Origin of the sequence: Pantoea sp., assembly GCF_039594315.1 — a bacterium.
Lineage (GTDB): Bacteria > Pseudomonadota > Gammaproteobacteria > Enterobacterales > Enterobacteriaceae > Pantoea.
The window spans coordinates 46094-59684 of sequence record NZ_JBCNNP010000023.1; the positions used below are offsets into that span (position 1 = coordinate 46094).

General features: G+C 53.4%; 11 protein-coding genes. 5 read left to right on the forward strand and 6 right to left on the reverse strand.

Going from position 1 to position 13591, the window contains the following annotated elements; all coding sequences use genetic code 11:
* Window positions 1–60: 60 nt before the first annotated feature.
* Entirely contained in the window at window positions 61–870 is an 810-nt protein-coding gene (btuF, locus tag ABDW13_RS14430) for a vitamin B12 ABC transporter substrate-binding protein BtuF (protein ID WP_343553252.1), read from the reverse strand.
* The gene (gene mtnN / locus ABDW13_RS14435; protein ID WP_343553253.1) at window positions 863–1561 is read right to left on the reverse strand and encodes a 5'-methylthioadenosine/S-adenosylhomocysteine nucleosidase; all 699 of its coding nucleotides are present in this window, start codon (window positions 1559–1561) and stop codon (window positions 863–865) included. The genes btuF and mtnN overlap by 8 nt, the downstream gene beginning before the upstream one ends.
* A 97-nt stretch (window positions 1562–1658) precedes the next feature.
* Between mtnN and dgt the strand changes: the two genes are divergently transcribed.
* From dgt to ABDW13_RS14455, 4 genes are all read left to right on the forward strand, one after another.
* Window positions 1659–3152, forward strand: a complete 1494-nt coding sequence (gene dgt, locus ABDW13_RS14440; protein WP_343553254.1) for a dGTPase — start codon at window positions 1659–1661, stop codon at window positions 3150–3152.
* Between the two features lie 136 nt (window positions 3153–3288).
* Window positions 3289–4731 carry a serine endoprotease DegP gene (degP, locus tag ABDW13_RS14445; protein ID WP_343553255.1) on the forward strand — a complete coding sequence of 481 codons (1443 nt, stop codon included), beginning with the start codon at window positions 3289–3291 and terminating at the stop codon, window positions 4729–4731.
* Window positions 4732–4915: 184 nt separating this feature from the next.
* Window positions 4916–6073 (forward strand): CdaR family transcriptional regulator, encoded by a 1158-nt coding sequence (locus tag ABDW13_RS14450; protein WP_343553257.1) that lies wholly within the window; start codon window positions 4916–4918, stop codon window positions 6071–6073.
* 2 nt (window positions 6074–6075) lie between these two features.
* Window positions 6076–7296: an alginate lyase family protein gene (locus ABDW13_RS14455; RefSeq protein ID WP_343553258.1), complete on the forward strand. Its 1221-nt coding sequence runs from the start codon at window positions 6076–6078 to the stop codon at window positions 7294–7296.
* 46 nt (window positions 7297–7342) lie between these two features.
* Here ABDW13_RS14455 and ABDW13_RS14460 read toward each other — a convergent pair whose 3' ends face one another.
* From ABDW13_RS14460 to map, 4 genes are all read right to left on the reverse strand, one after another.
* Window positions 7343–7732: a DUF3461 family protein gene (locus ABDW13_RS14460; RefSeq protein ID WP_343553259.1), complete on the reverse strand. Its 390-nt coding sequence runs from the start codon at window positions 7730–7732 to the stop codon at window positions 7343–7345.
* 294 nt (window positions 7733–8026) lie between these two features.
* Window positions 8027–8851, reverse strand: coding sequence for a 2,3,4,5-tetrahydropyridine-2,6-dicarboxylate N-succinyltransferase (gene dapD, locus ABDW13_RS14465; RefSeq protein WP_343553260.1), 825 nt, complete (start codon window positions 8849–8851; stop codon window positions 8027–8029).
* Window positions 8852–9035: 184 nt separating this feature from the next.
* Complete coding sequence (gene glnD / locus ABDW13_RS14470; RefSeq protein WP_343553263.1) at window positions 9036–11690, reverse strand: bifunctional uridylyltransferase/uridylyl-removing protein GlnD; 2655 nt, start codon at window positions 11688–11690, stop codon at window positions 9036–9038.
* A 70-nt stretch (window positions 11691–11760) separates the two neighbouring features.
* Window positions 11761–12555 (reverse strand): type I methionyl aminopeptidase, encoded by a 795-nt coding sequence (gene map / locus ABDW13_RS14475; protein ID WP_343553261.1) that lies wholly within the window; start codon window positions 12553–12555, stop codon window positions 11761–11763.
* Window positions 12556–12873: 318 nt separating this feature from the next.
* Here map and rpsB point away from each other — a divergent pair.
* Window positions 12874–13591: 30S ribosomal protein S2 (rpsB, locus tag ABDW13_RS14480; protein WP_007893898.1), on the forward strand; the 718-nt coding region annotated here is incomplete at its 3' end.

The following is a 13591-nucleotide window of genomic DNA, read 5'->3' on the forward strand; positions in this document are numbered from 1 at the left end:
ACAGAGCATACGTGGCGGCTGTGCCTTGTATTATGATTTACGACAAATTTTGCCGAATCTTTAATCTTTATTGGTGCTTTTTTTCGTCGGATGTAAATCGGCGCACAGTTGTTTCGCTGCCAATAACATGCGCGGGCCGGGACGACTGAGCCAATCATCATTGATGGCGATCACCGGTACATTGAGCTGCGGCTGCCAGAATTTGGCGATACTGGCAGCGTGCGCGGCGTCTCCGCCAATCACAATCGCTTGCGGATGGCGCATTAACACCTGCTCGCGGCTCACCTGCGGCCAACTAACGCTGCTATCGGAAAAAATATTCCTGCCGCCGCACAGTTCAATCACCTGATTTTGTAGCGTATTACGTGACGCGGTAAACAGCGGTTGCTGGCCGAATTGCAAGAATAACGCGATGGGCGTTTGCTGCTGATACTGCTGACGCAACGCCGCTGCCTGCTGGCGCAGCATTTGCGCGGTATCTATCGCCTGCTGCGGTTGCGGGCTCCACTGTTTTAATCCGGCGAGCGCATCAATCATTTGATCGATGGTCTGCGGATCGATCCACTCAACCTTAATGCCAAAACGTTGCAGTTGTTCGATTTGCCGCTGCGGATTGCCGCCACGCCACGCCAGCACCACATCCGGCTTCAGTTGCAGGATGCGCTCCACCTTAATCCCTTGCCAGTTGGCGACCTGCTCCAACGCTTTAGCCTGCGGCGGATAATCAGAATAGGCGCTAACCGCAATCGGCGTGATGCCAGCAGCAAATGCCAGTTCAGTTAGGTGCGGGGAAAGGGTAATGACGCGCGGTGCGGCGGCAAACAGGCTATTGCACAGTAGCAATAGCCCAAGCAGAACATATTTAGCCACGCGCCAGCTGTACCAGCAGGTTTTCCACCATCAATGAAGATTGTTTCGCGGCAACGCTGAGGAACTCGTCAAAGCTGAGATGAGATTCCTGGTCGGCCACATCAGAAATGGCGCGTACCACCACAAATGGCACCTTGAACTGATGGCAAACGTGACCAATCGCCGTGGCTTCCATTTCAACCGCAATCGCCTGCGGGAAGGTGCTGCGGATGCGCGCCAGCGGTGCAGCGCCATTAATGAACGCATCGCCGCTAACTACCAGGCCGCGTACGGCATTGAGGTCGAGCTGTTTGATCACCTGTTCGGCGGCGGCAATCAGCTTGTCATCGGCGGTGAATGCCGCCGGGCAACCGGCCATTTGGCCTGGCTCATAACCAAATGCAGTGACATCGGCATCGTGATAGCGCACTTCGTCGGATACCACGATATCGCCGACTTTCAGCGTAGGCGCTAATCCGCCAGCAGAACCGGTGTTAACCACCACGTCCGGCTTGCACAATTCCAGCAACAAGGTAGTGCCGAGCGCGGCGGCAGTTTTACCAATGCCTGATTTCAGCAGCGCCACGTCAACACCGTTGATTGCGCCAGTGTAAATTTCGCAGCCCGCCAGCGTGAGTGTCTGGCGGTTTTCAATCTTGTCTCGCAGCAGAGTAACTTCCTGCTCCATCGCGCCAATAATGCCTACTTTCATAAGAATCTCGCTAATTTAATGGATGTCACGCGTAAAAGTGAGGCATAGTCTACCATGGCTGATTGAGGATGAATTCACGAAAAAATAAGGGGTAATTATGGCGACGATCAATTTCAGGAAGAAGATCAGTTTCACCCGCCCTTATACCAGCCGTAAAGATCCCGAAGGCGAATACTTTATTACCCGCCATTTTGAAAGCGACCGTGGACGTATTATTAATTCTGCCGCGATTCGCCGTCTGCAACAAAAAACCCAGGTATTCCCATTAGAACGTAATGCCGCCGTGCGCTCACGTCTGACGCATTCGCTCGAAGTACAGCAGACCGGCCGCTACATCACCAAAGAGATCCTGCAAGCGCTAAAAACACAGGGCGGCGGGCTGGCAAACTACGGTCTGGATGAGTTTGAAGGTGCGTTTGAAAGCCTGATTGAGATGGCGTGTTTGCTGCATGATGTCGGCAATCCACCGTTTGGTCATTTTGGTGAAGCGGCAATCAACGATTGGTTCGATGATAATCTACCCGCCGAGTTGGTCGATCCGCTGGTGGCGGGCGTGGCAGGCGATAACGATCGTAAAGCTTTCGACCAAATGAATGCCATGATTCGCCAGGATTTGTGCCATTTCGAGGGCAACGCGCAAGCGATTCGTCTGGTGCATACGCTGCTGCAACTTAATCTCAGCTACGCGCAAGTGGCCTGTATTTTGAAATATACCGCGCCGGCGTGGTGGCAAGGTGATAAACCGGCCGAGTTCAGCGTATTAATGAAAAAACCGGGATTCTATTTATCCGAACGTGAATATGTTGCCGAATTACGTGAAGCCACCCATATTCCAGAGCATCACCGTTTCCCGCTGACGTGGATAATGGAAGCCGCCGACGATATCTCTTATTGCATCGCCGATCTGGATGACGCGGTGGAAAAAGATATCTTCCATGTCGAGACCTTATATAAGCATCTGCTTGATGCATGGGGAACGGTTAAAACTGGCGATGTGTTCAGCCGCACTATCGGTGATGCGTGGAAAGAAGCCAATCAGAAAAAACGCCGCAGTATCAGCGATCAATTCTTTATGTCGCTGCGCGTTAACGTGCAAAATGTGTTGGTCAGTCATGCGGTACGGCGATTTATTGATAATTTACCGGCGATTTATGAAGGCAACTTCAATCACGCGTTGCTGGAAGATGAAGGTGATGAAGGGCGCTTGCTAAAGTTATTTAAAACCGTGGCGCGCCAGCAGGTATTTAATCATCCGGAAGTGGAGCAACTGGAATTACAAGGCTATCGGGTGATTAAAGGATTGCTGGAAATATATCAATCCTTATTGTTATTGGATTACGAGCAATTCACCACCTTAATGCAGGATGATTTTCTGGCTAAACATCCGATTGAAACCCGACTGTTTCACAAGCTTTCAGGCAAACACCGCAAAGCCTACCAGCAGCATATGCGTTCATTAATTGTGGAGCATAAATATCAGCGCTTATTGTGGGAACGCTATTATCGTGCGCGTCTGATTCAGGACTACATTAGCGGAATGACGGACAATTATGCGTGGGATGAATATCGACGTTTAATGGCGGTTGAATAAGCGCAGTTTTGTAAAGATGGCGAACAAATTTTTACCTTTGCCTAAAACTTTATTAGGAACTTCGCGCTAAAAACTTAATCTCACCATCACGACCACAGCAATGGTCTGACCGCAATTCTTAGAGAGACACAGAAAAATGAAAAAAAATTCCATTATGCTGGCGTTGGCGCTGAGTTTCGGCGCGGCTGCATTGAGCCCTGTGAGTGTGTTCGCCGCAGAAACCGCATCTTCTTCCACTCAGCAGTTGCCAAGCCTGGCACCGATGCTGGAAAAAGTCATGCCTTCGGTGGTGAGTATCAGCGTGGAAGGCAGCACCACGGTGAAAACGCCGCGTATGCCGCAGCAGTTCCAGCAATTCTTTGGTGATAATTCACCTTTCTGCCAGGACGGCTCGCCGTTCCAGAGTTCACCTATGTGCCAAAACGGCGGCGGTGATGGCAGCGCTGATGGCGGCGCCAACGCGCAGAAACAGCCTTTCCGCGCATTAGGTTCTGGTGTGGTGATCAATGCTGATAAAGGCTACGTGGTCACCAATAACCACGTGGTAGATAACGCCACCAAAATTCAGGTTCAGCTCAGCGATGGCCGCCGTTATGACGCCAAAGTGATCGGTAAAGATCCGCAGTCGGATATCGCCCTGATTCAGTTGCAGGACGCGAAAAATCTCACCGCGATTAAGATTGCTGATTCCGACAATCTGCGCGTCGGTGATTACACCGTGGCGATCGGTAACCCCTACGGCTTGGGTGAAACCGTGACGTCCGGCATCGTCTCCGCGTTGGGCCGCAGCGGCTTGAACGTGGAAAATTATGAAAACTTCATTCAGACCGATGCGGCGATTAACCGCGGTAACTCCGGCGGCGCGTTGGTTAACCTTAATGGCGAACTGATCGGGATTAACACCGCGATTCTGGCGCCGGATGGCGGCAACATCGGTATCGGTTTCGCGATTCCTAGCTCGATGGTGAAAAACCTCACTGCGCAGATGGTGGAATACGGCCAGGTGAAACGCGGTGAGCTGGGCATTATGGGCACCGAGTTGAATTCTGAACTGGCGAAAGCGATGAAGGTCGATGCACAGCGTGGCGCCTTTGTTAGCCAGGTGTTGCCGAACTCGGCTGCGGCTAAAGCTGGCGTGAAAGCCGGTGACGTAGTGGTATCGATGAACGGTAAAGCCTTGACCAGCTTCGCCGCGCTGCGCGCAGAAGTCGGTTCGTTGCCGGTAGGCACCAAGCTGGAATTGGGCTTGCTGCGTGACGGCAAACCGGTCAACGTTACGGTTGAATTGCAGCAGAGCTCGCAGGATAAAGTGCAATCCGCCACCATTTACACCGGCATTGAAGGTGCCGATCTCAGCAATATCGACAGCAACGGCCAGAAAGGCGTGCGTGTTGATAACGTCAAACCGGGCAGTGCCGCTGCGCGTATCGGCCTGAAGAAAGGTGACGTGATTCTGGGTGTGAACCAGCAAGCGATCGCTAATCTGGGCGAGCTGCGTAAAGTGCTGGATACCAAACCATCGGTGCTGGCATTGAACGTACAGCGCGGTGATAGCAGCCTGTATCTGCTGATGCAGTAACATTGTAGGTTGTTGATGAAGGCGAGCTGCGGCTCGCCTTTTTTACGCCTGTGCAAATGTCCGGTACTGAATGTGACGCCCACCACAATTCCCGTAATCTCCCTCCGGCTATGTGCAGTTGCACAATGCCAGCGCATTATTCGATGCGTATTCTGTCTGTTCGTCTTTATTTCCGGAGTGATTGATGGCCACCTATCATCTCGATGCGCGACTGGCTCAGGATATCGTTGCCCGCACCATGAAAATTATTGACAGCAATGTCAACGTGATGGATGCGCGCGGCCGCATTATCGGCAGCGGCGATCGCGAGCGTATTGGCGAATTGCACGAAGGCGCGCTGCTGGTGCTCTCGCAGGGCCGCGTGGTGGATATCGATGACGCAGTGGCAAAACATCTGCACGGCGTGCGTCCCGGCATCAATTTGCCACTGCGCATTGATGGCGAAATTGTCGGGGTGATCGGTTTGACCGGTTTACCGGCAGCGCTGCGCCACTACGGTGAGTTGGTGTGTATGACGGCGGAAATGATGCTGGAGCAGGCACGTTTGCTGCACATGCTGGCGCAGGATAGCCGCTTGCGCGAAGAGTTGGTGCTCAATCTGATCCGCAGTGAAACCTTATCACCGGCATTGAGCGAATGGGCGCAACGGCTCGGCATCGATCTCAATCAACCGCGCGTGGTGGCGGTGGTGGAAGTGGATAGCGGTCAGTTGGGCGTTGATAGCGCGATGTCGGAGTTGCAGCAGCTGCAAACGCTGCTCACTACGCCGGATCGCGACAACCTGATTGCTATCGTGTCGCTCACTGAAATGGTGGTATTGAAACCGGCGCTCAACGCGCATGGCCGCTACGATCAGGACGATCACCGGCGTCGGGTTGATCAACTGTTGCAACGCATGAAAGAGAGTGGACAAGTGCGAATGCGCATTGCGCTCGGCAACTATTTCACCGGCCCCGGTAGCATCGCCCGTTCGTATCGCACCGCGCGCACCACCATGATGGTCGGCAAGCAACGTATGCCGGAACAGCGTAGCTATTTCTACCAGGATCTGGTGCTGCCGGTGCTGCTTGATAGCTTACGCGGTGGCTGGCAAGCCAACGAGCTGGCGCGGCCGTTAGCTAAGCTCAAGAGCATGGATAACAACGGTTTGCTAAGGCGCACGCTGGTGGCATGGTTTAGCCATAATGTGCAGCCCAGCGCCACAGCACGCGCGCTGTTTATTCATCGCAATACATTGGAATATCGCCTCAATCGCATCTCTGAATTAACCGGGTTGGATTTGGCTAACTTTGATGATCGACTACTGTTATACGTGGCACTGCAACTGGACGAACAAAGTTAACCATGACATTGAAAAACTTACTGCTTGCGTCGTTATGGCTTTATTGCGCGTTCAGTTTTGCTAACGATCCGGCGTTTATGTCCTTGAACGATCTGCAACGGGTGAAGCAGCAGTTGGCACAACATCAGGCCGCTGCGCCCACGCTTGAAGCTTGGCAACAATTGCAGCAGCAGGCTGATAAAGCCTTAAAGCACCCCAATCCCAGCGTGACCGATAAAGGCCTGCTGCCGCCCAGCGGTTCTAAGCATGATTATCTGAGCTTAAGTGCTTATTGGTGGCCGGATGCCAGCAAAGCTGAAGGTTTGCCGTGGCAGCGCCGCGATGGTGAAGTCAATCCGGTCAGCAAGAACGATCAAAGCGACGGTGTGCGGTTGGCGCGTTTTACCGCAGATTTTCAGGCGCTGACGCTGGCGTGGTACTTTGCCGGCGATCAACGTTATGCCGATAAGGCGCTGGCGATGATGCGCCATTGGTTTATTAATCCAGATAGCCGCATGAACCCGAATCTCAAGTTTGCACAAGGCATCCCCGGGCGCAGCACGGGTCGTCATGATGGCGTGCTGGATGGGCGCTATTTCGCTACGCGCGTGGTTGATGCGTTAGCCTTGTTGCGTAACGCGCCAGGCTGGCAGCAAGCCGATGAAACCGCGATGCAGCGTTGGTTTAGCGATTATCTGCAATGGCTGCGCCATGATCCGCTAGCGTTGCAGGAAGCCGTCGCGAAGAACAATCATGGCAGCTGGTACTGCACGCAAGTGGCGGGCATTGCCTGGTATTTGGGCGATCGCGCAACCGTTAAAGCGATGGTGCAATTAGCCCGTAATAAGATGGCGGGGCAAATTGGTGCCGATGGAATGCAACCGCTTGAATTGGCGCGCACGCGATCCTTCCATTACAGCTATTTCAACTTGCAGGCGCTAACCGCGCTGGCACAACTAGCCAGTAAAGCTGGGCTAGCTGATTTGTGGCATGGCCCGCTGCTGAACGCGCTCGACGCGATGGCACCGTATAGCGATGCCACCAAAGCGTGGCCGTGGAAAAATCGTGATCGTGTCAGTCAGCGCTTAATTCCGCTGCTTTCGATTGCCGATAACAGTTTGCAGCAGCCGCGTTATCAGCACTGGATTCAGCAAACGCAATGGTCGAATGATAAGAGTCGTGGGGCAGTAATGCAGGCGCAGCGCGATACCTGGCTACTTTCGCTGCCTTATCAGCAGCCATAAAAAAGGCCAGCATCCGCTGGCCTTCATCTCAATGTGCAACCAACAATTATTTGTTGCGTGTCAGCTGATCGAGGTCTGATTCGATCTCAGCGATCTTGTTTGAAACTACGCTTTCCAGATGACGCAGATCGGCGAGGATTTTGCGTTTCAGATCCACTTCAACCTGGTCACGCTGGCAAATCTGATCCAGCTCATCAATCACATAACGCAGGTTTGGGCTGATTTCCTGCACTTCTTTGTAACCCTGGCTGGTGTGATCGGCGACAACGGTTTTGCGCTGACGTGGGTACTTGAATTTCACGCTTTTGGCGAAGAATTCACCTTTGTCTTTGCGGAAGTAGATTTTCAGAATGTCGTTGTTAGCTTCCTGACGCAGGCTGTAACGGTCGATGTCGTCGGGGTTGCTGATACCTAAGCTTTTCAGGTTGTCGTACATAGCGTTTATATTCCATCTAAGAGTGGGTGAGCGCGCAGGACTATCATCATCATTCGGGATGCGGCAAAAACGCTGCAACCGGAACGCTTACGGCATACTTAATCAACTGTAGACACAAAAACCGGGATGAACAGTGCGCGACCGGAGTTAACTTGGCGCGGATTATGAACTGTTTGAAAATTAAACGCACGTGTTAATTCGCGGCGCGAAACAGGTAATTTGATTGGCTGTGTAAACAAATAATTACGGGTCTGAATACAGACCCGTCGGCAGGAAATTAAGGTGGGGAGAAACTTAGTCGATGGTGCGCAGCAGTTCGTTGATACCGGTTTTGCTCAGCGTTTTCGCATCCACTTTCTTCACGATGACTGCGCAGTACAGGCTGTAGCTGCCATCTTTAGAAGGCAGGTTACCGGAAACCACCACAGAACCCGCTGGTACGCGGCCGTAATGCACTTCGCCAGTTTCGCGGTCAAAGATTTTGGTGCTCTGGCCGATGTAAACGCCCATGGAGATCACTGAACCTTCTTCAACGATCACGCCTTCAACGATTTCAGAACGTGCGCCGATGAAGCAGTTGTCTTCGATGATAGTTGGATTCGCTTGCAGCGGCTCCAGCACGCCACCGATGCCGACACCGCCAGACAGGTGAACGTTTTTACCGATCTGCGCGCATGAACCCACGGTCGCCCAGGTATCCACCATGGTGCCTTCATCAACGTAAGCACCGATGTTGACGTAAGAAGGCATCAGCACGGTGTTGCGTGCGATGAATGAACCCTGGCGCACCGCTGCAGGTGGCACCACACGGAAGCCCGCGCTCTTGAAACGTGCTTCATCCCAACCGGCGAATTTCATCGGCACTTTGTCGTAAAAACGCGTTTCAGCGCCTTCAATCACTTCGTTGTCATTGATGCGGAAAGACAGCAGCACCGCTTTCTTCAGCCACTGATGCGTTACCCACTCACCGTTGATCTTTTCAGAAACGCGCAGTTCACCGCTGTCCAGCAGGCCGATAACCTGGTTGATCGCTTCACGGGTTACGCTGTCTACGCTGGCTGGCGTGATGTCGGCGCGGCGCTCAAAGGCAGATTCGATAACGCTCTGTAACTGTTGCATATTCATTTCCTGAGTCTGTCATAGCGGATGCCCGTAAATTCGGACATGATTAAAATTTCTACCCTAAATCATTCAAGCTGCAGGAAGGCGGCAACGCAGCGAGAGCCCGGGAGCATACATCAGTATGTGACCGGGTCGAGCGAGGAAAGCCAACGCCCCTGCGGTTTGAATGATGACGGGTAGATCACACTTTATCGGTTGGATTAAGGGCCTCTGTCAACCTCTGTTGCAGCACATTGCGCATTTCAACGCCAAGCGAGCGACGCTCGCTATCGGCAAGGATGAAAAGATCCTCAACCCGCTCACCGATTGTACTGATGCGCGCGCCATGGAGCGATACGCCTAAATCTGCAAATACTTCCCCCACGCGCGCCAGCAAGCCTGGCTGATCGAGCGCCACCAGTTCCAGATAGCTGCGGCGATCGGTGTGTGTCGGCAGGAAATTGACTTCGGTATCGACACTGAAATGTTTGAGGCGGGCCGATTGACGACGCGTGCGTGGCGGCACCCATTCGGTTTGCGTAATCGCCTGTTCCAGCGCCTGAATGATCATCGGATGACGATCGGCGGCCAGCGGGCTGCCATCGGGCTCTAACACGATAAAGGTATCCATCGCCATGCCGTCGCGGCTGGTGAAGATCTGCGCATCGTGCACGCTAAGATTACGGCGATCCAACTCGCCAGCCACCGCAGCAAACAGATGCGGGCGATCCGGGCTCCAGATAAAGATCTCGGTGCCGCCGCGTGTGGCCTGCGGGCTGACCAGCACCAGCGGTTTGTTCAGATCGTGATGGATTAAATGACGCGCGTGCCACGCCAGTTGGTTCGGCGTATGGCGCAGGAAATAGTCGGCGCGGCAACGGCTCCAGATATGGTGTAAACGCTCTTCGTCGAGGTTCTCCATGCGCAGCAGCGCCAGCGCTTGCAGACGATGATGACGCACGCGTTCGCGCAGATCTGGGCTGTTTTCCATGCCGCGACGCAGCTGTTTTTCGGTCGCAAAGAACAGCTCACGCAGCAGGCTCTGCTTCCAACTGTTCCACAGACTCTCGTTGGTGGCGCAGATGTCGGATACCGTCAGACATACCAAATAACGCAGGCGATTCTCGTTCTGCATCACTTCGGCAAACTGCTGAATGACCGTTGGATCCTGAATATCACGGCGCTGGGCGGTGACCGACATTAACAGATGATGACGTACCAGCCAGGCGACAAGTTGCGTTTCGCGCGAGTTAAGGCCGTGCAGCTCGGCGAAATCCAACGCGTCTTGCGCACCGAGAATCGAGTGATCGCCATTGCGGCCTTTGGCAATGTCATGTAACAGCGCGGCCATCAACAGCAATTCTGGCTGCGGCAGGCGCGGCCACAACTCTACGCACAGCGGATGCATCGGGCGCGTGGCTTCATCAGCAAAACTTTCCAGCTTCTGCAACACACGAATGGTGTGCTCATCCACGGTGTAAGCGTGGAACAGATCGAACTGCATCTGACCGACGATGTTGCCCCACAGCGGCGTATACGCCCACAACACGCTGTGTCGATGCATCGGCACCAGCGCGCGTTTCACCGCGCCGGGATGACGCAAAATCGCCATAAAGATTTGTCGCGCTTCAGGAATCTGACACAACGGCTGTTTCAGATGACGGCGCGCATAGCGCAGCTGACGCAAGGTGGTGGAGTAAATGCCTTTGATATTTTCATTGCGCACCATCACGTAGAACATACGGAGAATCGCCTGCGGTTCGCGTTCAAACAGCGTGGGATCGCGCAAGTCGATTAAGTTGCCACGGATTTGGAAATCATCATCAATGGGGCGCGGCTTTTCTGTGGTTGAAAGCGCCAGAATTGCCTCATCAAACAGTTGCAGCAGCATTTGATTCAGTTCGCCGATACGACGCGTGACGCGATAGAAATCCTTCATCATGCGCTCAACCGGCTCGTTGACTTCGCCGAGATAATTGAGGCGTTGTGCGACGGTCAGCTGGCGATCAAACAGCAGGCGGTTGTCGTAACGCGGCAGCGTTAAGTGCAGTGCAAAACGAATGCGCCACAAGAATTCCTGACACTCATTTATTTCATTGCGTTCCGCTTCGGTGATAAAGCCAAAACCGACCATTTCATCCATGGTGGTGGCACCGAAATGGCGACGCGCCACCCATTGCAAGGTATGGATATCGCGCAGGCCGCCGGGGCTGCTTTTGATGTCGGGTTCGAGATTGTAGCTGGTGCCGTGATAGCGCTGATGACGCTCCTGCTGCTCTTCGATTTTGGCGGCAAAGAAGCGCGATGATGGCCAGAATCCGTCACTGAAGATGTTCTTTTGCAACTCAAGAAACAGCGCGACATCGCCGGTCAGCATGCGCGATTCAATCAGGTTGGTGGCAACGGTGAGATCGGATAACCCTTCGAGCAGGCACTCTTCGAGGGTGCGTACGCTGTGGCCGACTTCGAGCTTTAAATCCCACATCAAGGTCAGCAGTTCGCTGGTGCGCTGCGCGGCGGCGTCATCCAGTGGCTGGCGGCTGAGGATGAGCACGTCAATATCTGAGAGCGGATGCAGTTCGCCACGGCCGTAACCGCCTACCGCAACCAGCGCGATCTCTTTCATTTGATCGAAGCCAAAGAAACGCCACAGGCGGCGTAGCAGGCGATCGATAAACAGCGTGCGCGCATCAATCAGCGATTCGATATCGGTGCCGGCATCAAATGCGATGCCAAGATTTTGCTGAAATTGCTCAAGATACTGTTTGAGCTTGTCGCGCGTCAGGGCTTCGTCGGGCCAGCTGGCGGGGGAATCGGTCAGGCCTTTGTGTACTGCTTCGGTCACGCTACCACTCATCAACATGCCTCTTCATTACGCACATAAAAAAGGCCAGCTATAAGCCGGCCTGGTACTGTCAGGGAGATGATTACGCGACGTTTTCAAGCACCGCTGGAATGGTGTCGTCTTCACGCAGCGTCAGAATCTCACAGCCGTTTTCTGTCACCACAATAGTATGCTCATACTGCGCGGACAAGCTGCGATCTTTGGTTTTCACGGTCCAGCCATCCTTCATGGTGCGGATGCGGTAATCGCCAGCATTGACCATCGGTTCAATGGTAAAGGTCATGCCCGCTTGCAGTACCACACCGCTGTCGTCGGCATCGTAGTGCAGCACTTGCGGCTCTTCATGGAAGCCTTTACCGATGCCGTGACCGCAATATTCACGCACCACTGAGAAATCCTGCGCTTCAACATACTGCTGAATCGCACGGCCCAGTTCACGCAGACGAATGCCGGGTTTCACCAGACGCAGCGCGATATACAGGCTTTCCTGGGTGACGCGGCACAGGCGCTCGCCCTGGATGGTCGGTTTGCCGACGATGAACATCTTCGAGGTGTCGCCGTGATATTCATCTTTGATTACCGTGACATCGACGTTGACCACATCGCCATCTTTCAGCACGCGATCGTCGCTAGGAATGCCGTGACACACCACTTCGTTAACTGAAATACACACCGATTTCGGGAAACCGTGATAGCCGAGACAGGCTGAAATTGCCTGCTGCTTCTCGGTGATATGTGCGTGGCACAAACGATCCAGTTCACCGGTAGTGACGCCCGGCACAACATGCGGTGCAATCATTTCCAGCACTTCAGCGGCCAGACGGCCCGCGACGCGCATTTTTTCGATTTCTTCAGGGGTTTTAATTGAAATAGCCATTAAATTAATCCGCGATCGTCGAAATTTTCGACAATAATGAGTTCTGTGGCAGTCATGTTAGCAGCCAGCAAAAGGGCTGCCAAATGGCGATTGTCTGCGCCTGTAGGTGGTAACAACTATTGGCGTATTCCTGCGCATTGTGGTATAAAGCGCGCCGACGATTCTCTGTCACCGACGTTTGGCTGGCAGGAAACGCATAAAACTCATTATGTGTACTAAAACACACATGTATCGACACATACGCCGGGGTGCCTTGAAAGAGGTCGGTCGTATGGGATACATGGAGGCCCAACCCCAAATCAAACTTTAGAGGTAATCATGGCAACTGTTTCAATGCGCGACATGCTCAAGGCTGGTGTTCACTTTGGTCACCAGACCCGTTACTGGAACCCGAAAATGAAGCCATTCATCTTCGGCGCACGTAACAAGGTTCACATCATCAACCTCGAGCAGACTGTGCCAATGTTCAACGACGCTCTGGCTGAGTTGAAAAAGATCTCTTCCCGTAAAGGTAAGATCCTGATCGTTGGTACTAAGCGCGCTGCTGCCGAAGCGGTAAAAGAGTCAGCTCTGAGCTGCGACCAGTTCTTCGTAAACCACCGCTGGTTGGGTGGCATGCTGACTAACTGGAAAACCGTTCGTCAGTCAATCAAACGCCTGAAAGATCTTGAGTCTCAGTCTCAGGACGGTACTTTCGACAAACTGACCAAGAAAGAAGCGCTGATGCGCACTCGCGAACTGGCCAAGCTGGAAAACAGCCTGGGCGGTATCAAAGACATGGGCGGTCTGCCGGATGCACTGTTCGTTGTTGACGCTGATCACGAGCACATCGCTATCAAAGAAGCAAACAACCTGGGTATCCCAGTATTTGCTATCGTTGATACCAACTCTGATCCAGACGGCGTTGACTTCGTTATCCCAGGTAACGACGATGCGATCCGTGCTGTAAGCCTGTACCTGACTGCCGTTGCCACTACCGTGCGCGAAGGCCGTTCACAGGACCTGGCTGAGCAGGCTGAAGAAGCTGCTGAAGCTT